Origin of the sequence: Noviherbaspirillum humi, assembly GCF_900188095.1 — a bacterium.
GTDB classification, from domain to species: Bacteria; Pseudomonadota; Gammaproteobacteria; order Burkholderiales; family Burkholderiaceae_D; genus Noviherbaspirillum; species Noviherbaspirillum humi.
Genome location: NZ_FZOT01000013.1, coordinates 132522 through 151143 on the forward strand (window position 1 = coordinate 132522; position 18622 = coordinate 151143).

Annotated in this window: 19 protein-coding genes; 14 read left to right on the forward strand and 5 right to left on the reverse strand. The window is 61.7% G+C overall.

The genetic code is table 11. The annotated features are described in order from the left end of the window. Positions 1-21: 21 nt before the first annotated feature. The 3 genes from CHB88_RS17325 to CHB88_RS17335 all read left to right on the forward strand — a co-directional run bounded on the left by CHB88_RS17325 (position 22) and on the right by CHB88_RS17335 (position 2830). The gene (locus CHB88_RS17325) at positions 22-972 is read left to right on the forward strand and encodes a dihydrodipicolinate synthase family protein (RefSeq protein WP_089400594.1); all 951 of its coding nucleotides are present in this window, start codon (positions 22-24) and stop codon (positions 970-972) included. After that, positions 972-1769 carry a 2-keto-4-pentenoate hydratase gene (locus CHB88_RS17330; protein WP_143131333.1) on the forward strand — a complete coding sequence of 266 codons (798 nt, stop codon included), beginning with the start codon at positions 972-974 and terminating at the stop codon, positions 1767-1769. Before CHB88_RS17325 ends, CHB88_RS17330 begins: the two co-directional genes overlap by 1 nt. 104 nt (positions 1770-1873) lie before the next feature. Beyond that, a complete protein-coding gene (locus tag CHB88_RS17335; RefSeq protein WP_245845036.1) occupies positions 1874-2830 on the forward strand; it encodes a Bug family tripartite tricarboxylate transporter substrate binding protein in 957 nt (318 codons plus the stop codon). Positions 2831-2947: 117 nt separating this feature from the next. Here CHB88_RS17335 and CHB88_RS17340 read toward each other — a convergent pair whose 3' ends face one another. Together CHB88_RS17340 and CHB88_RS17345 are read right to left on the reverse strand one after the other, a co-directional pair. Beyond that, positions 2948-3349 (reverse strand): VanZ family protein, encoded by a 402-nt coding sequence (locus tag CHB88_RS17340; protein ID WP_089400597.1) that lies wholly within the window; start codon positions 3347-3349, stop codon positions 2948-2950. Positions 3350-3443: 94 nt separating this feature from the next. Continuing rightward, entirely contained in the window at positions 3444-4088 is a 645-nt protein-coding gene (locus CHB88_RS17345; protein ID WP_089400598.1) for a TetR/AcrR family transcriptional regulator, read from the reverse strand. A gap of 149 nt (positions 4089-4237) precedes the next feature. Between CHB88_RS17345 and CHB88_RS17350 the strand changes: the two genes are divergently transcribed. From CHB88_RS17350 to CHB88_RS17370, 5 genes are all read left to right on the forward strand, one after another. Then, positions 4238-4678 (forward strand): VOC family protein, encoded by a 441-nt coding sequence (locus CHB88_RS17350; RefSeq protein ID WP_089400599.1) that lies wholly within the window; start codon positions 4238-4240, stop codon positions 4676-4678. 31 nt (positions 4679-4709) lie between these two features. Beyond that, positions 4710-5264 (forward strand): dihydrofolate reductase family protein, encoded by a 555-nt coding sequence (locus tag CHB88_RS17355; protein WP_089400600.1) that lies wholly within the window; start codon positions 4710-4712, stop codon positions 5262-5264. Positions 5265-5340: 76 nt separating this feature from the next. After that, positions 5341-5970 (forward strand): dihydrofolate reductase family protein, encoded by a 630-nt coding sequence (locus tag CHB88_RS17360; protein ID WP_089400601.1) that lies wholly within the window; start codon positions 5341-5343, stop codon positions 5968-5970. A gap of 118 nt (positions 5971-6088) precedes the next feature. Then, entirely contained in the window at positions 6089-6490 is a 402-nt protein-coding gene (locus tag CHB88_RS17365) for a VOC family protein (protein ID WP_089400602.1), read from the forward strand. 25 nt (positions 6491-6515) lie between these two features. Continuing rightward, positions 6516-7094, forward strand: coding sequence for a dihydrofolate reductase family protein (locus CHB88_RS17370; protein ID WP_089400603.1), 579 nt, complete (start codon positions 6516-6518; stop codon positions 7092-7094). 15 nt (positions 7095-7109) lie between these two features. Here CHB88_RS17370 and CHB88_RS17375 read toward each other — a convergent pair whose 3' ends face one another. Next, positions 7110-7574: a nuclear transport factor 2 family protein gene (locus tag CHB88_RS17375; protein WP_176442529.1), complete on the reverse strand. Its 465-nt coding sequence runs from the start codon at positions 7572-7574 to the stop codon at positions 7110-7112. Positions 7575-8720: 1146 nt separating this feature from the next. Here CHB88_RS17375 and CHB88_RS17380 point away from each other — a divergent pair. The 3 genes from CHB88_RS17380 to CHB88_RS17390 all read left to right on the forward strand — a co-directional run bounded on the left by CHB88_RS17380 (position 8721) and on the right by CHB88_RS17390 (position 11848). Then, positions 8721-10244, forward strand: coding sequence for a hypothetical protein (locus CHB88_RS17380; protein WP_089400605.1), 1524 nt, complete (start codon positions 8721-8723; stop codon positions 10242-10244). 30 nt (positions 10245-10274) lie between these two features. Continuing rightward, positions 10275-10493, forward strand: coding sequence for a hypothetical protein (locus CHB88_RS17385; RefSeq protein ID WP_089400606.1), 219 nt, complete (start codon positions 10275-10277; stop codon positions 10491-10493). A 182-nt stretch (positions 10494-10675) separates the two neighbouring features. Then, entirely contained in the window at positions 10676-11848 is a 1173-nt protein-coding gene (locus CHB88_RS17390; protein WP_089400607.1) for a c-type cytochrome, read from the forward strand. Between the two features lie 88 nt (positions 11849-11936). Here the strand turns inward: CHB88_RS17390 and CHB88_RS17395 are convergent, their stop codons facing one another. Beyond that, the gene (locus CHB88_RS17395) at positions 11937-12299 is read right to left on the reverse strand and encodes a polysaccharide deacetylase family protein (protein ID WP_089400608.1); all 363 of its coding nucleotides are present in this window, start codon (positions 12297-12299) and stop codon (positions 11937-11939) included. A gap of 46 nt (positions 12300-12345) precedes the next feature. Here CHB88_RS17395 and CHB88_RS17400 point away from each other — a divergent pair, with 46 nt between their 5' ends. Beyond that, a complete protein-coding gene (locus CHB88_RS17400) occupies positions 12346-13305 on the forward strand; it encodes a Bug family tripartite tricarboxylate transporter substrate binding protein (protein WP_089400609.1) in 960 nt (319 codons plus the stop codon). A 5-nt stretch (positions 13306-13310) separates the two neighbouring features. After that, on the forward strand, positions 13311-14399 hold the full coding sequence (locus CHB88_RS17405) for an Ldh family oxidoreductase (protein WP_245845037.1): 1089 nt from the start codon (positions 13311-13313) through the stop codon (positions 14397-14399). 432 nt (positions 14400-14831) lie between these two features. On the opposite strand, the gene CHB88_RS17410 is transcribed toward CHB88_RS17405, so the two are convergent. Continuing rightward, positions 14832-16025: a GGDEF domain-containing protein gene (locus tag CHB88_RS17410; RefSeq protein ID WP_089400611.1), complete on the reverse strand. Its 1194-nt coding sequence runs from the start codon at positions 16023-16025 to the stop codon at positions 14832-14834. Positions 16026-16451: 426 nt separating this feature from the next. Here CHB88_RS17410 and CHB88_RS17415 point away from each other — a divergent pair, with 426 nt between their 5' ends. Next, positions 16452-18530, forward strand: coding sequence for a PAS domain-containing sensor histidine kinase (locus CHB88_RS17415; protein ID WP_176442530.1), 2079 nt, complete (start codon positions 16452-16454; stop codon positions 18528-18530). Positions 18531-18622 lie beyond the last annotated feature (92 nt).

An 18622-nucleotide genomic window follows, 5' to 3' on the forward strand; every position in this document is an offset into this window, starting at 1 on the left:
TAACTCAACAAGGAGTGTTGCATGAAGACCCTGGATAGCTCGGCCAAGGGAGCTTACCTGATCGCCGTCACCCCGTTCGCCGACGATGGCTCCCTCGATCTCGCCAGCACCGACCGCATGGTCGATTTCTATCTGGAGAAGGGAGCGACCGGCCTCACCATCCTCGGCATCATGGGCGAGGCGCCCAAGCTCACGGCTGAAGAATCGCGCATCTTCGTCAGGCAGGTGCTGGCAAGAGTGAACGGCCGGGTGCCGGTCATCGTCGGCGCATCGGCGCCTGGCTTCGCGCCAATGCGCGAGCTGACCGAAAGCGTGATGGAACTCGGCGCGTCCGGCGTAATGGTGGCGCCGCCGTCGACGGTGCGCACCGACGACCAGATCGTGGCCTATTTCGACATGGTGAACGAGACCCTCGGGCCGGAGGTGCCCTGGTGCCTGCAGGACCATCCGGTGGCGACCGGCGTGCAGATGTCGGCCTCGGTCATTCTGCGGGTGCTGAAGAATTCGCCGACCTGCGTGATGCTCAAGCACGAGGACAATCCCGGCCTGGCCAAGCTGTCGGCCATCCGCGCCGCCGGCGAGCGAGGCGATGCGCCTCGCGTCTCCATCCTGACCGGCAACGGCGGCGGCCTGTTCCTGCCGGAAGAGTTGACCCGCGGCGCCGACGGCGCGATGACCGGCTTCGCGTATCCCGAGATGATGGTGGACGTGGTGAAGGCGCATGCGGCTGGCGACGTCGAGCGGGCGCATGACATTTTCGATGCCTATCTGCCGCTGGCGCGCTACGAACAGCAGCCGGGCGTCGGCCTGGCGGTGAGGAAGCACCTCATGCTCAAGCGCGGGGTGATTGCCTCCGAGGCGGTACGCAAGCCCGGGCCGAAGCTTTCAGCGGCGGATGTCGCCGACATCGAGCGCCTGGTGGCGAGGCAGACGCGCCGCCTGCAGGAAATCGGCCGCAGCGGAAAAGCATGATGTCCCCGGAACAGATTTCGGAAAGCTTTCGCCAGGCCCGGCGCGATGCCAGGCTGCTTGCCGCCTTTCCCGGGACGACGGTTCCCGCCAGCCTGGAAGCGGCTTATGCGATCCAGGAGATGGGCATCAAGGCGTGGCCAGACCAGGTCGGCGGCTGGAAGGTGGCCCTGATCCAGCCTGCCATGCGCGATCGCTTTCCGGCCGAGCGCTATGCCGGTCCGGTGTTTGCCGGCGCCATCTGGCAGACGGACGGCCAGCCGGTGGGGCTGCCCGTCATCGACGGCGGCTATGCGGCGATCGAGGCGGAGTTCGCACTGCGCGTCGGGACCGACATCCCGGCCGGCACCCGCTTCGACGGGCCGGAACAACTGCTGCCCTATATCAACGCCGTGCACGGCGCCATCGAACTGGCGGCGAGCCCGCTCGCCAGCCTGAGTGCGCTCGGGCCCGGCGCCACCATCAGCGACTTTGGCAACAACAGCGGCCTGGTGATCGGGCCTCGGCTCGACGAGACGCTATTTGGCGATCCCGAGCAGGCGACCTCGTCGGCCACGATCAATGGCGAGCTGGTCGGCAGCGGCAACGCCGCCAAGGTGCCCGGCGGACCGCTGGGTGCATTGCTGTTTTTAGTAAAACATCTGAACCAGCGCGGACGCCATCTGAAGGCGGGCTGCTGGATATCCACCGGCGCTTCGACCGGCATTCATCCGGTGCGGATCGGTGATCGGGTGCAGGTCGCGTTCGGCGAAGCGGGTTGCATCGAGGCGGTTGTCAAGGAGGCGGCTGCGATGCGTTGACCATCTCTGCCCGGAAGCTGCGGGCGCACAAAAAATCATCAACCACGGAGGAGACACCGATGAAGTTGAAGTCGATTGCCATTGTTGTGGGGCGAGGCGCATGCATGCTCGCGGCTGCCGCGGGATTGAACGCCGTTCTGGTCGGCGCTGCCCTGGCCGCCTGGCCGGACAAGCCCATCAAGTTGGTCGTGCCTTATCCGCCCGGCGGCGCCACCGACGTCATCGGCCGCGTGGTGGCAAAGAACCTCGGCACGGCGCTGAACCAGCAGGTGGTGGTGGAGAACCGCGGCGGCGCAGGCGGCAATATCGGTGCCGATGCGGTGGCCAAGGCGGCGCCGGACGGCTACACCCTGCTCATGGGCGCCGTCACCTCCCATTCCATCATGCAGACGCTGGAAAAGGGCAAGATCAGCTATAACCTGGAAAAGGATTTCGCGCCGGTGACCATGGTCGGCTCGGTACCGCTGGTATTCGTGGTCCATCCTTCGATCCCGGCGAAGAACCTGAAGGAACTGGTGGCCTTCGCCAAGGCCAAGCCGGGCTATCTCACCTATGCCTCTTCCGGCGCCGGCGCGCCGCAGCGCATGGGCGCCGAACTGTTCAAGCGGGTAGCCGGCGTCGACATCCTTCACGTGCCTTACAAGGGCAGCGGACCGGCGATGACCGACCTGGTCGGCGGGCAGGTGTTGATGATGGTGGAGACCGTGCCGGCCGCCCAGCAATTCATCAAGGCCGACAAGCTGCGGGCTCTGGCGGTCACGACGCCGCAGCGCATTTCCATGCTGCCGGACGTGCCGACCGCCGCGGAAGCCGGCCTGCCAGGCGTCGAGGTGAGTTCCCAGTTCGGATTGCTTGCGCCGGCCAGAACGCCGAAGGCCGTCATCGATCGCCTGAACACGGAAATGCTCAAGATACTGAACATGCCGGACGTGAAGGAACAGCTGCTCCAGCAGGGCGCCTATGCCATTCCGACCAAACCCGAGCAGGCGGCCGAGCGCATCAGCAAGGAAATCGCGACATGGGAAAAGGTGATCAACGAAGCAGGCATCACCGCCGACTAGTCAGGCGGACGTAATGCGGCTGCTGCATGAAAAGCCCGGCGTCTTGCGAGGCCGGGCGAGATTTCTGGACACGCTTTGGAACGATGGCACCATAACGCGCTACCGATGAGCGGCAGATCAACATGCGGGCTTTTTCCGCACTTTTGGCCAGTAGGTCCACAGGGCCGTGCAGGTGACCAAGCTCGCGGCGACATCGACCAGCCAATCCCATACGGACGCGCCGCGGTACGGAAAATAGCTCTGCACAAACTCATCCAGCGCGCCCATGGCGACCACGGTAAGAACGGTGACGGCCGCCCGCCTGGAGACCGCCCCTCGGGTACCGGTAAAGAGCAGGTAGCTGATCACAGAGTACGCGCTCAAGTGCAGCACAAAGCCGGATGCCACTTCCCCCACCTCCTTCCTGGCGCCTGGCAGGTTGCCGGCAATAAGAATCAGGACGAAGAGAAGATGGCTTGCCAGCACGCGCAGCGTGGCATATCTATCCTCCCATAGGAGCGCAATAAGGTGTCGATACATTGGAGGCAGGTGAACTTTCTGAGTCCATGCTAACAGAATTCAAGCAGGCCGAATGGGTTGCCGCTTTGGCATTTCCCCGAGCAATGACATTGGTTCACAAACCTTTTTCCACCATATCCACCACGCGCTTTCCGACGACCGATCGCTGCGCATCGGTCAGGCTGCGCAGCGGCCCGTCAGTGAAGAGCATGGCCAAGCCGTGCACGGCGGACCAGGCCAGATACTCCGCGCCCAGCCGCCGTTCGGGCGGCAGCACGCCGGCTTCGGCCATGCGGTCCAGGGCCGCGCCCAGCAGCTGGAAAGGGTTCAAGCCGCTGCGTCCGGCACGGGCCGGGTCGGATTCCGCCCCATCGTTCAAGGGCACTGAAAACGCCGTGCGGAACAAACCAGGCTCGGCGTGGGCAAAGCTCAGGTAACCGAGGCCGACGGCACGCAGGCAGCCGCGGGCATACGCGGCTGAACCCGGCTTCTCCCTCAAGGAATCCATTTCGTTTTCCATCGCGATTGCCAGTTTCGACAAGGCGTGTGCACGCACCGCCATCAGAAGTTCCTGCCGGCTGGCGAAATGGCGATAGGCGGCATTGGGCACGACGCCGGCACGCCGAGTCGCTTCGCGCAACACGATGGCATCCGGCCCGCCGGAGCGCGCCAGTTCGATGCCGGCCTCCAGCAACGCGCGCCGCAAATCGCCGTGCCGATAGGTGGTGCGCTCAGGCGGGTTAATCTTTTTCCTGGTCATGGCTTCTCTATGTGGACAGCGTCCATTATCCATGTTATTTTTTGTGGACGCTGTCCACAAGTTTAGGGCAGCAACGAATGTTCGCAATTCCGCGTGCTGCGGGCTTCCGTTCGAACGCCGCGGCTACCGTACATTTTTTAGGAGTCATCATGCCTTTGCTAAATGCATATATCGGATTCGACGGAAACTGTGCTGACGCCATGCGTTTTTACGAGCGCGTGCTCGGCGGCAGGATCGAGATGATGATGACCCATGGCGAGTCGCCGGTGCGTGATCAACTGCCCCCCGGGAATGAAGACCGTGTCATGCATGCGCGCCTGGTACTCGATCAGGGCGTATTGATGGCGGGCGACGCCATGGTGGGCTGCGGTTCGGCCTACCAAGGCATGAAAGGGTTCTCTCTGACACTTTCCTACGCAAATGCCGCCGACGCCAAACCGGTATTCGAAGCCCTGAGCGAAGGCGGCACGATAACCATGCCCTTGCAAAAGACCTTCTGGGCCGACTCCTTCGGCATGCTCACCGACCGATTCGGCACGCCATGGATCATCAATGGCGGATTGACCGACCCTGTCGCAGCAGGCCACTAAGTCCAGGCAGACCGCCGCAGAGGAAAACGTAATGCGACCTCTTCGATATTCCATCAACGTCACCTTGGACGGGTGCTGCGATCATCGTGCAATCATTCCCGACGAAGAGATGCACAGTCACCATGCCGCAAACCTTGCCCAGGCGGATGCGCTCCTCTTTGGCCGGGCGACCTACGAAATGATGGAGGCAGCGTGGCGGCCAGTCGCGGCGGGGGCGAGGCCCGATTGGATGGCGCCCTGGGTGGAACCCTTCGCCCGGACGATCGACGCGGCCAGGAAATACGTCGTCTCGAGCACGCTGCATCGCCCCGATTGGAACGCCAAGCTCGTGCGGGGGAATCTGGGCGAGGCCGTTCAGCGGCTGAAGCAGGAGTCGGGCAAGGGTCTGCTCGTAGGAGGATTGAAGCTTCCGATGGCCTTGGCTGAGCTTGGATTGATCGATGAATATGAGTTTGTGGTGCAGCCCAGGCTGGCGGGCCACGGGCCGACCTTGTTCGCGGGGCTATCGAAGTACGTCGACTTGAAGCTTGTGAGCCAAGTGGCGTTCCGCTCGGGGGCGGTGGCGATGCGGTATGAGCCCAAATAGTGGGCCCGGTCGCGTCCGGCAGGCTGCCTCATCAACCGCGCCTCAGGGCGACGCCCGAACACAGGAGAAGAGAATCATGAGCAAAGTATTCGTCAACATCGGACTCAGCCTCGACGGCTACATGGCGCCGGAAGGAATGACCATGGACAACCCCGAGGTCAAGAATTGGGGCGCCAAGTGGGGCGCGCTGATGGCCTGGCTTCTCAGGCAGCAGTATTTCCGGGAGAAGCTCAAGTTTGGCCCGGGGGGAGAGACCGGTCCGGTGAATGACATGGTTCGTCACACCATGGAGCGCACCGGCGCCAACATCATGGGCAAGCGAATGTTCGAGCAAGGCGAGGCCACATGGCCCGAGGAAGCGCCGTTTCACACCCCGGTATACGTGCTCACCCACGACAAGCGCGAGCCCTGGGTGCGTCCCGGCGGGACGACTTTCCACTTCATCAACGACGGACCGGAGCGAGCGCTGCAGCTGGCCAGGGAAGCGGCAGGCCATCGCGATATTCGCATTTCGGGCGGCGCGGACGTGATCCAGCAGTATTTGAACCTGGGTGTCGTCGACGAACTGGAAATTGCCTTGGCGCCCGTGTTGTTCGGCGGCGGGCGGCGTCTGTTCGAAAACCTGAGCGAGCCCGGACCGCAGTTTCGCATCGACCGGGTGCTCCACGGCCCAGCCGCGACCCATTTGCGCTATGTGCGCCAGTGAAGGCGGCACAACAACCGGTGGCAGAAGACGGACCGCTGCGGCCCGCTGCGGCCCATCACTGAAGGTGCGTCAGGCATCGATAGGGATTGGCAGGAACTGTCCCTGTTCGGAAAACCATATGAAAGTTACCGTCTCCATCGATGTTCCTTCTATTGAAGAGGGCTTGGCGTTTTTCAGCGCGGCCTTCGGGTTCGGTGAAACGGCGCGACCGCATCCAGGTTATGCCGTTCTTACCGCCGGCGAGACAACAATCGGCCTCCTGGCCAAGCCGGCCGGAACATCCCCCGCAAAAGACAGCGATGACGTGCGCAAGTATCAGCGCCACTGGACGCCGGTGCATATCGATTTCCGGGTTGCGGATTTCGAGGCAACGCTCAAAAAGGCGCTCGATGCCGGTGCAATATCCGAACAGGTTCACCGCGTGCCAGGCTATCCCCCGGTCGCTTTCTGCAGCGATCCATTCGGACACGGGTTTTGCATAGTCGGCCTCTCCACCCTGGATCAGAAATGCTGCAGCTGAAATCTTGCATGATACGGGGACGGCGATGAGGAAGCTCAAGATCATCGAGCACATCTCGCTGGATGGCGTGATCCAGTCGTCTGGCGAAGACGGCTTCCCTTATGTCGATTGGACCGCACCCTACCGGACCCCGGAGGGCCGGGACGAACTCCTCGCCGCTTACGGCGGGAGCTTCGATCTGCTGCTCGGCCGCCGCACCTACGATCTCTGGTCGGATTTCTGGCCAATGGCGCCGCGCAGTCCGATGGCGGACGGACTCAATGCGGCGAAAAAATATGTCGCCACCCATCGTCCGGAAAGTCTTGCATGGGGCCCGTTCGAGCACCTTGGGCCGGACATCGTCGAGAGCATTCGCCGCATCAAGTCGGAGGACGGTCCGAATCTGATCCTCTCAGGCAGTTCGACGCTGGCATCGGCCGTGCTCATCCACGGGCTGGCCGATGAAATTCTTCTGGCAGTCTATCCGGTCCTGTTGGGCACGGGGAAGCGCTTCTTCGCAGAGCGGACTCCGGCATGTGCTTTCGAGCTCGCCGGCACGAAAGCCATGCCGTCCGGCGTCATCCTCGTTACTTACCAGCCCGTCGGGCCCTTGAAGACCAGATAGGTCGAAGAAGCGGCTTCAATGCATCGAGGGCCGCCCCGTATCCGGCTTGGCCGATGGGCCACTGGCTATCCCTGCGGCTTGTTCCCCGAATGCGGTCGATTCAGCCAAGGTGTCTCCGTATTCGCGGAAGCCGATTACCCTGCCATTTTGGATCGTCCACAGATGGGCCCAGTCGGCATTCCATTCTGACCCGGTAGCCATTATCTCCCAGGCGTAGTGACCCAAGACAACGACTTTATCGTCTTGCGCGATATATTCTCTGGGCTCGAATTGCCGAGGCGTCTGTGCATCGCTCAGTTCCGTGAAGAAGGACGCCACCTCGTCACGACCGTGGCGCGTACCAGAAAAGGGGATATTGTCCACCGTCGGAATTTCCCAGACGATGTTCTCCGCAAGGCAACTCAACAGGTGATGAAGATCCCCTTTGAGGAAATCGTCATAGCACTGTTTTACCAAAGCGGTATTTGCCTGTTCGTTCATGACCATCTCCTTGATCTATTGAAGGATCGGACAATCAGTATGCTTCGGCCGCAGGCCGAAGCAATGGTGCCCGGACAACTTCTTGGCAGGCATAAGCGTCCCGCCGCCTGACTCGCTGGCCAGTTGAGGCGGGGCCCGCGCCGTCGACAGGTGCGCGAAGCCGCTTCCGGCACTGCCGCATAATCGTTTCCGTCACCTGCGGCACGCGGCTTCGTTAACCGCATCGAGACGTAGTGCTCGGAAAAGACCTAAGTGCGCCAGAAAATTAACGGTGCGCGCTTTCGCGGCATCGCGATGATTAATGATGCTGTCCGCGGCGGCTGGTCAGCGAGGCTGCTGACGCAATCGTCTGCTTGACGCTGGTTGTCGTCAGCTGCGGCGATTTGGACATGCGTGCCCGGGTACGTGCCACTGCTGCCATCGAGACGAATGGAGCGATCGGGCGGTTCCGCCGGTGATTCACAGCAGAAGCACGGAAATAAGCGAGTGACGCGAGGCACTTCGACATTATGGCCAGCATGTCGATGCCGACGGCAGGTGCATGCCTTGCAAAAGCCGTCACAGCGATTTACATCACAAGGTCGCTCCGCGCTTGAGTGGCCTCTCATAGCGCAGACCTTGGGCTCGAGCGACCCGGATAGCAAACCTGCCGCACCAAACGGATTTTTCCAAAGACCCTTGACTTCCAGTCTTGAGGTTCTACGATTCAGAAGTCGCGTTGACTTGCATGAGCGGGACGCGTCGGGTACGACGCCAGATCCTCCTTGCGAATTGTCGGGTGAGGGCGCTATCTTCCGCATGGGCGGAAAGACTATTGGCTAATGGGTGCCAATAGGCCTCGCGCAGCAAAGGTGCATCGTGTCTCCGCCTGGACTGCCCGGCATGGTTGGTTGATATCGTCAGCGCGTATGAATGCGCCCCGGGCGCTGGGCCACACCGCGTGCCGGTGAAATCCATATGACGGCTTGTTGTCGGGTGACGGCGTTTGCCCTGGCGAAGCCGGATCCGAAGGTGTGACTTAACCGCTCTGTGCCGTCAGCTCGCTCCGGGGCGGCTCATCGCCGCTGCGCATGAACGCTTGATGTTCCACACCAAGCCCTGCACGCCGATCAACGCAAGTGCCCGCATGACGGGCGGAGGTGAATCATGTGGCCGAGAAAAACGCGACTCATCAGTTCCGCCATCGTATACCTGGCTGCGGTGCTGGTCTTGTCATCGTGCGGCGGCGATACGCGCGATCGAACCGATCGGCTGCTTTCCAGCAAAGATTCAGTGCAGCCGGACCCGGCAGTACGGACGGCCGAACAGCCTGCCGACAGCGCCTCGGACACGGGCGGAACGCTTCTGCAAGCCGACGGCAACGACAGCGGCAAGGCGGTGACTTTCAGCGCGATGGGTGCGATCGACAAGACCAATCCCTTCTTCAAACCCTTCGGTAACGGACGCACCTGCGAGAGCTGCCATCAGCAAAACGACGGCTGGTCGATCACGCCCCGGCATCTGCGCGAACGTTTCGTGCAGACGGCGGGCAATGACCCGATCTTCGCATTGGTGGATGGCGCCAATTCACCGCTCGCCGATGTGTCGACGGCGGACGCGAAGCAGGCCGCCTACAGCCTGCTGCTCGCCAAGGGCTTGATACGGGTTGGCTTGGGCATTCCCGACGGCGCGGAATTCGAGCTGATCAGAACCGATGATCCCTACGGGTTCGCCAGCGCAAAGGAATTGTCTCTGTATCGCCGGCCGCTGCCGAGCACCAACCTGAGATTTCTGAGCACGGTGATGTGGGACGCGCGCGAGACCTCCAGTGATCCCAATTCGATCATCTGCATCGTGGGGACGGCCAATTGCTTTGCACCGCTCAATGTGAATCTGGCGCGCCAGTCGGACGGCGCCGTGCGCGGGCATGCCGAAGCGGTACTTGGCTTGACGGAAGATGAACAGCAGGCCATCGTCACATTCGAAATGTCGCTCTTCACGGCGCAGGTCTACGACAATGCAGCGCAGATGCTGACGTACGAAGGCGGGCGCGGCGGGCCGGCCAGGCTGGCGACGCAAGATTTTTATTTTGGGATCAATGATGTGCTGGCGGGCGACTATCGGACTCATCAACCGTTCGATCCGAATGTAATGACGCTATACCAAGCCTGGCGTGACATTCCCGAGGCACCGAAATCCGCCACCGGCGTTGCACGCGCCAGGCGCGCGATTGCTCGCGGCGAGCTACTGTTCAATACCAAGCCGATCGATATCGTCGGCGTGGGCGGGATCAATGACGACTTGAAGGTCCCCGTATTCAAGGGAACATGCACAACCTGCCACGATGCGCCCAACTCGGGTAATCACTCCACCCCGATGCCGCTCAATATCGGTCTGTCCGATGCATCCCGTCGTACGCCGGATATGCCGTTGTACGCGCTGAAACACAAATTCACGGGCGAAGTCATCGAAACGACGGATCCGGGCCGCGCTTTACTGACGGGATTATGGAAGGATGTCGGCCGATTCAAGGGCCCCGTTTTGAGAGGACTGGCAGCGCGGCCCCCTTACTTCCACAACGGCTCGGCGCAAGACCTGGAAGCGGTCGTGGATTTCTACGATACGCGCTTCAACATCGGCTTCACGGAAGAGGAGAGAGCCGATCTCGCTGCGTTCCTGAAGGCTCTTTGAAGTTCGCTCAAGCCGAGGCATGACGCAGCCATGGTCGCGCCCGCCGGCCTCAAGCTCCGCCTGATGCAGCCGTTCCATCACTTGCTTGGGCGCCGTCATCTTGAATTCTTCTGCGTGCCGCTGGCCGCTCATCAGCCTTCCTTTCGCCAAACCGCAGGGCTCGGAAACCTCCTTGGCAGGGGAGGCGATTCAGACTTCCGGCATCCGCTCATCGAATCCGGCCTCCTGGCCCTTGGCATCCATCGCTGAAACGACACCATCGCCGTAGGGCGATGGCGGTGCCGTTCGAGATTCGGGACACTCGAAACGCGTGTTCGCAAGCGCCGCTGACGGAGATCAAGATTGCAAAATGCCAGTGTGAAAGTATTGCAGGAATTCAAATAGCGCTGGTGCGCTGGCTGTCGCTGCCCAACGCTCGCAGGGAGTAATCGATGAAATTGCGATATTGTGTTCCGATCCTGCTGTTCACGGTTTCAGTCGCCGTCCAGGCCCAGGCGCCCGCCTGCGCGACCGGAGAAAAATCGCGCCAGACTTGGCAGATGCTGGACTACATCGCCGTCGACTACGGCAGCGCGGTTGCCAACGCCAAGGTGATCGACGCGGACGAGTATGCTGAAATGCGCGAATTCTCCGCCGCGATCGAGCGAGAAATCGGCTCCCTGTCCAGCAAGCCGGAAAAGGCCGCATTGCTGCAGCGGGCCACCGCTCTGACAGCGCTTATCGAGCGCAAGGCGGGGAGTTCGGAGGTGGCCCAGCAGGCGCGTCACGTCGCCGAGCAGTTGCTGGCTGCTTATCCGTTTCCGATCGCGCCGGCTCAGGCGCCCAAGCTGGCGCAAGGAGAGAAGCTCTATCAGGCGCAGTGTGCGGCCTGTCATGGCGTACAGGGAAAAGGCGATGGGAAGCTGGCCGCAGGCTTGAAGCCGATGCCCACCGATTTCACCCAGCGCGATCGCGCGGGCCAGCGCAGCCCGCTGGCATTGCATCAGGCGATTACGAGCGGCATTGCGGGCACCGCCATGCAAGGCTATGCCAGCCTGTCGGATGAGGATAGGTGGGCGCTGGCTTTCTACGTTTCCACGCTGGCGTATTCGGCACAGGAAAAGGTGGCCGGCAAGGCGCAATGGGAAGCGGCGCCGGCGCTGCAAGCCAAGGTGCCTGGCCTCGGCGCGCTGGCACAATTAAGCGAAGCCGGATTGCGGCAATCCGGCGTGGCGCAAGCCGGTCCGGTGGTCGCCTACCTGCGCAGCCAACCCGAACTGGTCAGCCGGTCACCCGCCGCCAGCATCGCCTTCTCCAAAAGCCGCATCAAGGAAAGTCTTGCCGCTGCGCGCCTGCGGGCCACGCCGGAAGCCATCAGACTGGCGTTGGCCGCCTATCTGGACGGCTTCGAAGCCGTGGAGCCGGCACTGAGAAAACGCGATGAAAAACTCACCGCGCTGATCGAAAAGACCATGTCCGAGTACCGCGCGACGGTGACGGAAGAGCATGTGCCCAACGCGATCCGCATTGAGGCTCGCCTGCAAGAATTGTTGGACCAGGCACAGCAAACGCTTGCCGCCGCGCCGCGCAAGTCGCTTTGGAATGTGTTGTGGCGGTCCGACTGACTAGCCGATCCTCTCGATGAGGCTGCCATCAAAGCCGCTGCGGCAAAAAGCTGGCAGGCCTGCTCTCCCAATTGCCGAAAGAAGAGCGTTACGAGGCGGCGATGAGTGCGCTCTGCAAAAAGGCGGTTAAATGCGCAGCAGCCCGGTCGGCCCGAACCACTCCGGTCCAGGGCAGTCTTCCTCTTTCGCTTTTCGCAAAGTGCAAGTTCGACCGGAGGACCAGGCATCCAGCCGGCAAGGTTGCGAACGAGCGAATCGATGGCAGGGTGGCGCCGATTTCACTGCCTTTCGCAAACCAGATGCCGGGCTTGGCAGCCATGGTCGCCAGCGCCTCGGCGAGATAACGGGCCCGGAACGGATGCCCCATGATGAATGGATGCAGGGGAATCGCCATGACCGTCGGACGTTGCGCGCCTTCCTGGTAGAGCGCATCGAATTGGTCCTTCAGCACGGCGCCGCGGGTGCGTGTGTCACACTAAAACAATCAAGGAGACAATATGAACACACTGGCGGGGAAGCTTGCCGCATTCGGGGCCGCGGTCCTGTTTGGGGCGGCCGCGCATGCGGCCGACTATCCGAATCGAAGCATCAAGATCATCGTTCCATTCGCACCCGGCGGCGGTTCCGACGTCATCACACGCATGCTGGGGGAAAGAATGTCGGCCGACCTGGGGGTGCCCGTCATCGTGGACAACAAGCCGGGAGCCGCCAGCATCATCGGCACCGACGCGCTGGCGAAGTCCGCGCCGGACGGCTACACCCTGCTGTTGACCAACAGCGCCATCACCAGCAACCCATGGTTGTACAAGCTGCCTTTCGATACGCAGAAGCTCACGCCGGTGACCATGATTGCCAGCGCGCCGCAGCTTTTGGCGGCGCATCCGTCGGCGCCGTTCAGGACGCTCAAGGAATTGATCGCGTTTGCCAAGGCAAATCCGGAGAAGGTATCGGTCGGCACGGCTGGCGCCGGCCAGCTATCGCATCTCGCGGCTGAATTGCTGCAGCGGGCCAGCGGCACCAAGATGACGACGGTGCATTACAAGGGAAGCGGCAACGCATTGAACGACCTGCTGGGCGGCCAGATCATGATGTCGTTCGGTACCGCGCCCGGCTTCATTCCGCATATCAAGACCGGTCGAGTGGTCCCGATCGCCGTTTCCAGCGCCGAGCGGATCAAGGCCTTGCCGGACGTGCCCACCGTGGGCGAAACCTTGCCTGGCTATGATCTGACGAACTGGTTTGGCATCTTCGCGCCGCCGGAGACACCGAAGCCCATCGTGGACAAGATCTACCAATCGATTTCCCGGGCCCTGTCCAATTCCGCCGTCAACACCCGCCTGTCGGATGAGGGATTCGATGCCAAAGGCGTCCCGCCGGAGAAGTTCGCTGCATTGTTCCGCGCGGAGATCGCCTACTGGCAGAAATTCATCAAAGAGAACAACATCAAGGTCGATTAGGAAACATGGTCATGAGTGATTTGGATACTGCGGCGGCGCCGCAAGGCGAGCGCGTTTCCCCTGAAAAATTGAAGGACTTCGTCACGGCGGTCTATCAGAGCGCCGGCGTGCTGGAAGCGGAAGCGCGCTTTACCGCCGACACGCTGGTCCAGGCCGACCTGTGGGGGCATCAGTCGCACGGCGTGTTGCGGGTCGGTTGGTACTATGCGCGTTTGCAATCCGGAGCGATGAAGCCCGTCACCAAGCCGGAAACCGTGGTGGACGCGGGTGCGATTGCCGTGCTGGACGGTCACGATGGAATCGGGCAGGTCATCGCGCGGCACGCCACCGAGGAGGCCGTCAGGCGGGCCAAGCAGCACGGCGTGGGCGCGGTCGCCGTGCGCAACTCGAACCATTTCGGCACCTGCATGTACTTCACCCGCATGGGATCGGAGCAAGGATGCATCATGCTGCTGACCACCAATGGCGGCCCGAACATGGCGCCCTGGGGCGGCAGGAAAAAAATGATCGGCACCAATCCCTGGTCGGTGTCGGCGCCGGCCGGGCGCTTCCCGCCCATGGTGATGGACGTCGCGAATTCCGGCGTCGCGCGCGGCAAGATCTTTCTGGCCCAGCAGCGTCGCGAATCGATACCCGACTCATGGGCCATTGATGCCGAAGGACAGCCAACGACGGATCCGCGCGCGGCGCTGGAGGGGTTCATCCTGCCGATGGCGGGCCACAAGGGTTACGCCATCGGCGTCATCGTTGACATGCTGTCAGGCGTGCTCACCGGGAGCGCCTTCCTTGACGATGTCCACGGACCCTACGACCCGGTGAACCGCAGCGGCGCAGGCCACTTCTTCGTCGCATTCAATGTGGAGGCCTTCCAGCCCAAGGCGCAGTTCGACCGGCGCATGGAAAACTATATCGAGCGTCTCAAGGCGGTGCCCACGGCCGCGGGGTTCGAGGAAGTCTTCTATCCAGGCGAAATCGAGGTGCGCAACGAAGCCAGGCATCGGGAGCAAGGATTGTTTCTTCCCGAGGATACGCTCGCAGATCTGGAGCGGGTCGCGCAGCGGGCGGGAATTCGCGGGTACTCGCTCACAGAGTGAATGACGGGGCCTTGCAAGGGCGGGCGACACTGCAGGAAGCGCAGCGCATCCAGTGACTTTTCAATGGCGTGCAGCGCCGGGGCGGTGGGCCGCTTCAACGCGAAGACCATCGCCTCCATCTCGTCCTCTCGTCCGGCATGACCAGTGCCGCATAAAGTGCCGGCCCGCCTGGCAATTTCCAACGCATCGATTTCTTCGATTTTGCTAACGAGTCGCCGGCAGCGAAAAGGGAAAGTCTGGTTGCGCTGAAATCCTCGGCAGACCGGATTGCGCGGCGGCCGGCGCACGATGCCTCACCAGGTAGAGACGTAGCTTTCCTTGGCCCTGGCTCGGCGACGGTTGTCGGACTTGATGGAGCAGCGTTTCCGGCAAGTTGCCCATGCCATTCCAATCCACTCGAGCAGCTTCACCACGCCGTTTGAGTAAAGCAGCCTATTTGACTCTTTTCAGGCGATTGCTTCCCATCGAACCCAGGTCTGGCGCAATCCGCAGCTGGTCTCGCCCGCCGTCTTTTGCTTCGTACAGCGCTTTATCCGCTTGGCCCATCATCTGGGTCCAGGTCTGGAACGGTTGCGCGCCGGTGTGTATGGCGAAGCCAATGCTGGCGGTGACACGCGTCTGGCTGGGGAAGCGATGGTTCCTGATGGCCTCGAGCAGGCGCTTTCCGAATGCCTCTGCGCCTTCATGGTCGATGCCGGGCAAAACCATGCAGAACTCTTCGCCGCCGTACCGGCCCACCAGATCGGTACCGCGGCAGGCTTCCTTCAACACCCGGGCCATTTCGACGAGCACCGAATCCCCGTTTTCATGCCCGAGGCTGTCATTGATTTTCTTGAAATGGTCAATGTCGAGGTAGGCAACCGCCAGCGGCTGGCCGGTACGCCCCGCCAGCTCGAGTTCCCGCTCGCCTCCGGCAACCAGTGCCCGCCTGTTGAGCAGTTCCGTCAGTTCGTCGTGCGTGGCGAGGTGATGCTTGATGTGCACCAGCTTTTCGAAGTACAGCATCAAGAGTCCGGATGAAAACAGAAGCAATCCGATGAGGGGGGCGAAATACACGACGATGACGCCCAGCCCGGAGGTCTTTGCCGGACTGACCACAAATTCTTGGAGACCGAATGCCACACCGGTCAAGCGAGCCGCCATGGCAGCGACGAGCAAGGCCAGTGCGCCCAGCGTCAGCGTCCGGCCAAAGGAGACGCTGCCGTACCGCTGGCGCCAGATCGCCATCAGGCATAGCAGATAAATCCAGCCCGCGGTCGCGCTGAACAACGCGTTTCGGTAGATTATCGACGCGCCGTTGAACAGGACGAGTGCATAGGCGATGACGAAGGCCGCCAGGATGGACCAGCCAAAGCGACTTCTTGGCGACCCATAAAAGGCCTGGATTCCCCACCACTGCGTCACCATGCCCGCCACGAAAGCGCTGTTTCCCAGCGTGAGAAGCAGGTAATTGGAAGCGCCCCCGTTCAGCAAGACGAAGAGGATGCCGATGCCAGTCAAGACGCCGGACGTTGCCCAGTATTTGGTGCAGCGTTCGTCACGCGTGGCGTAGAAGGCCCCCGTCATGGTAACTGCCACGCAAAGCTGCACGAGTACCAGCGAGAAGGCCGCAGTCTTAGCATCCATTTCAGCTTATCCGATACGGCAGAACACGCGCCTAGTGTACAGAAGTTTCTTTTGGGAAAACAGGTGGCGCAGTGTTGCCATGCAAGTCCTGGTGAGTGGTAACCCGTTGAGCCATTTTTGTCGTGCCATCGAAACTTGCTAAAAAAGCCAGCCCACTTGGACGCGAAAATCGAGGGACGGCCTTGCCGGGCGGCGGGATGTCCTGACTAATGTTCAAAATGACTGAGGTGTGATTGCTGATACGCCTTCGGGTACTTCCAGTGCGGGCAAGTCTCCGCTTCATCTCTCCTCGGCCATTCGAATCAATTCAGTAGTGCATAGATGGCAATCTGCTATGGGCATGAGCCAATATGCCAAAATCTGTGCGGGTATTCTGTAGAATTCTGCTGGCTGGAACTTCCCCTCTTCGTCGGAGCAATCCCCCTCGTGCATCATTCAAAAGCATTCAAGACTGAGGTAGCACTTGCTGCATTAGCACCGGGTGTCGACTTGCCGCAGTTGGCGGCCAGGTTCGGTGTCTCTGTCCATCAGGTCGAGCAGTGGCGCGAGACGGCTCTCCAGGCAATCTCCACGAATTTTGCCGACCCGCTGCACCTGGAGGGTTTGGCCGAGCGGTACGACCCGAGCGAGCTGCTTGGCACCATCGCCGAGAATCTGACCCGGGGATTGGCGATGATGGACGACAAGGGCTATTGCATCTATGCGAATCCCGCGCTTCTGCAGATGACCGGCTATTCGGCCATGGAAATCCGATCGCAGCCCTTGCATGACTTGATACACCATCATTATCCCGATGGTCGCCCTTTCCCGATGCAGGAATGTCCGATCGATCGCGCCTTGCCGGAAAACTTCGACGTCCGGGCGCATTCGGACCTGTTTTTCCGTAAGGATGGCACGACGTTTCCGGTTCTCTGTGCCGCCAGCCCGGTCTTCAAGAATGGAAAGCCGATTGCCACATTCATCGAAATCGACGATGTCAGCAAAGCGCAGGAAGCAAGCGAAGCCCTGAGACGCAGTGAAGAACTGTTTCGCACGCTGGCCGACAACATGCAGCATTTCGCATGGATGGCCGATCCGTGCGGGCAGCGCTACTGGTTCAATAACAGGTGGTTCGAGTACACCGGCATGACATTGGAAGAAGCCAAGGGATGGGGCTGGGAAAAAACGCATCACCCCGACTATCTCGACGTGGCGACCAGCCTGTACCGGGACTTCATGGCCAAAGGGGAACCCTGGGAGACGACCTTTCCCCTGAAAAGCCAGCATGGCGCGTATCGCTGGTTCCTGGCGCGGGTGGTCCCGATCTACGACGAGTCGGGCAACGTCGTACGCTGGTTCGGCACCAATACCGATATCACGGAATTGAAGGACGCCCAAAAGGACCTGGAGCGCGCGGCCAAGGAAAAGGACCGCTATCTCTCCCTGCTGGCCCATGAACTGCGCAATCCGCTCGCGCCCATCCGCGCCGGCCTCGATCTACTGAACCTCCTCGGCAAGGAGGATCCCAAGCTGCAGCGCGCCACCGCGGTCATGGGCCGCCAGGTCGCGCACATGACCCACCTCATCGACGATCTGCTGGACGTGGCGCGCATTGCAAGCGGCCGGGTAGCGCTTCGCAAAGAGCGCTGCGACGTCGCCGAGGTGGTCGTGCAGACGGCGGAGGATTATCGCGACGACCTTGAAGCAGGAGGGATATCGCTCGAGCTGAGCGTGCCGCCGGAGCCGGTCTGGATAGAGGCCGACCGCACCCGGATCGCCCAGATAATGGGCAACCTCCTGCACAACGCGGGCAAATTCACGAAGCCCCAGGACCAGATACGGGTTCGCCTGAGCGTCGACCACCGCCCGGACGGAGACCGCGTCATTGTCACGGTTGAAGACACGGGCTCCGGCATCGAAGCCGATCTCCTGCCAAACTTGTTCAACCCTTTCGTGCAAGCGCAGCAGGGCCTTGACCGCAGCAAGGGCGGACTCGGGCTAGGGCTGCCGCTTGCGAAGGGGCTGGCGGAGCTGCATGGCGGACGCCTGATCCCGTACAGTGCCGGTCCCGGCATGGGCGCCACGTTCACGCTCGAGATTCCCTATGCGCCCAGCATCGGCGCTGAAGCAAAAGGTCGCCTGAGCCGCGGCGTCTTGCGGCCGCTGAAGATCGTCGTCATCGATGACAACAAGGACTTTGTGAACATGCTGGAGGTCGCCCTTTCGGCAAAGGGACATCAAGTGCGGACCGCCATGACGGGGGAAGCCGGACTCGAGGCCGTGCGGACCCTGGAGCCCGATGCCGTGCTCTGCGACATCGGCTTGCCGGGCGACGTCAACGGTTACGGCGTGGTGAGAAGCCTGCGAGCGAACCCGGCGTACGCTTCGCTTCCTATCGTCGCCATCACCGGTTACAACCAGGACCGGGACCGGGAGCTTTCTGAAAAAGCCGGTTTCGACCGGCATCTCGGCAAACCTGTCAGCCTTGAAGAACTGGAAGCGATCCTGCAGGAATTGTGCGGCTAAGCGAGGGGAAGCCCTCCGGTTTCGGATCACTCCTTCCCGGACCGGCGTTCATCGCCGGTGGCTTCATGCGGCGCCCGGCACGCATGACCGCC

What these genes read in the sequence shown, in the direction of transcription:
- CHB88_RS17365 (WP_089400602.1), top strand. Translation starts at nt 6,089, where the DNA reads ATGAAAGTTACCGTCTCCATCGATGTTCCTTCTATTGAAGAGGGCTTG.
- CHB88_RS17390 (WP_089400607.1), top strand. Translation starts at nt 10,676, where the DNA reads ATGAAATTGCGATATTGTGTTCCGATCCTGCTGTTCACGGTTTCAGTC.
- CHB88_RS17370 (WP_089400603.1), top strand. Translation starts at nt 6,516, where the DNA reads ATGAGGAAGCTCAAGATCATCGAGCACATCTCGCTGGATGGCGTGATC.
- CHB88_RS17325 (WP_089400594.1), top strand. Translation starts at nt 22, where the DNA reads ATGAAGACCCTGGATAGCTCGGCCAAGGGAGCTTACCTGATCGCCGTC.
- CHB88_RS17385 (WP_089400606.1), top strand. Translation starts at nt 10,275, where the DNA reads ATGGTCGCGCCCGCCGGCCTCAAGCTCCGCCTGATGCAGCCGTTCCAT.
- CHB88_RS17350 (WP_089400599.1), top strand. Translation starts at nt 4,238, where the DNA reads ATGCCTTTGCTAAATGCATATATCGGATTCGACGGAAACTGTGCTGAC.
- CHB88_RS17400 (WP_089400609.1), top strand. Translation starts at nt 12,346, where the DNA reads ATGAACACACTGGCGGGGAAGCTTGCCGCATTCGGGGCCGCGGTCCTG.
- CHB88_RS17355 (WP_089400600.1), top strand. Translation starts at nt 4,710, where the DNA reads ATGCGACCTCTTCGATATTCCATCAACGTCACCTTGGACGGGTGCTGC.
- CHB88_RS17330 (WP_143131333.1), top strand. Translation starts at nt 972, where the DNA reads ATGTCCCCGGAACAGATTTCGGAAAGCTTTCGCCAGGCCCGGCGCGAT.
- CHB88_RS17335 (WP_245845036.1), top strand. Translation starts at nt 1,874, where the DNA reads ATGCTCGCGGCTGCCGCGGGATTGAACGCCGTTCTGGTCGGCGCTGCC.
- CHB88_RS17380 (WP_089400605.1), top strand. Translation starts at nt 8,721, where the DNA reads ATGTGGCCGAGAAAAACGCGACTCATCAGTTCCGCCATCGTATACCTG.
- CHB88_RS17340 (WP_089400597.1), bottom strand. Translation starts at nt 3,349, where the DNA reads ATGTATCGACACCTTATTGCGCTCCTATGGGAGGATAGATATGCCACG.
- CHB88_RS17405 (WP_245845037.1), top strand. Translation starts at nt 13,311, where the DNA reads ATGGTCATGAGTGATTTGGATACTGCGGCGGCGCCGCAAGGCGAGCGC.
- CHB88_RS17410 (WP_089400611.1), bottom strand. Translation starts at nt 16,025, where the DNA reads ATGGATGCTAAGACTGCGGCCTTCTCGCTGGTACTCGTGCAGCTTTGC.
- CHB88_RS17345 (WP_089400598.1), bottom strand. Translation starts at nt 4,088, where the DNA reads ATGACCAGGAAAAAGATTAACCCGCCTGAGCGCACCACCTATCGGCAC.
- CHB88_RS17375 (WP_176442529.1), bottom strand. Translation starts at nt 7,574, where the DNA reads ATGAACGAACAGGCAAATACCGCTTTGGTAAAACAGTGCTATGACGAT.
- CHB88_RS17360 (WP_089400601.1), top strand. Translation starts at nt 5,341, where the DNA reads ATGAGCAAAGTATTCGTCAACATCGGACTCAGCCTCGACGGCTACATG.